Source organism: Colwellia sp. BRX8-4 (genome assembly GCF_014077345.1).
GTDB lineage: Bacteria > Pseudomonadota > Gammaproteobacteria > Enterobacterales > Alteromonadaceae > Colwellia_A.
On record NZ_JACGVS010000063.1, the window covers coordinates 1 to 477 of the forward strand.

Sequence of the window (477 nt, forward strand, 5' to 3'; positions counted from 1 at the left end):
ACGGACTTGAACCGTCACACTCTATGAGCGAGGGATTTTAAATCCCTTGTGTCTACCAATTCCACCACCCGGGCATCGGATAATTCTTTTTAAAGTAGAGATTGGCTCCCTACTAACTCTTAATTTACTAAGAGATTTAACTAATTAAATTCTTTATCTTATCTACACACTAAATTTAAACAGTTAACGAGACGCTACATCTTTTGTTGTCAGCTAAATCACAACATTTTAGCTATATTTATTGTATATAAATATATGCATTATAAATGTGATGTAAATTAATTACATACATTATTGATACAGGTTTAATTACTACTATTTAAATTACTGAACAGAAAGTACAGTATAAAGATGGTACCCGGAGACGGACTTGAACCGTCACACTCTATGAGCGAGGGATTTTAAATCCCTTGTGTCTACCAATTCCACCACCCGGGCATCGGATAATTCTTTTTAAAGTAGAGATTGGCTCCCTAC

The 477-nt window shown here is 34.8% G+C and carries 1 tRNA gene; it reads right to left on the reverse strand.

From position 1 onward, the window contains the following. Positions 1–352 precede the first annotated feature (352 nt). A tRNA-Leu gene (locus H4J56_RS19375) sits at positions 353–438 on the reverse strand. Between the last annotated feature and the right edge of the window lie 39 nt (positions 439–477).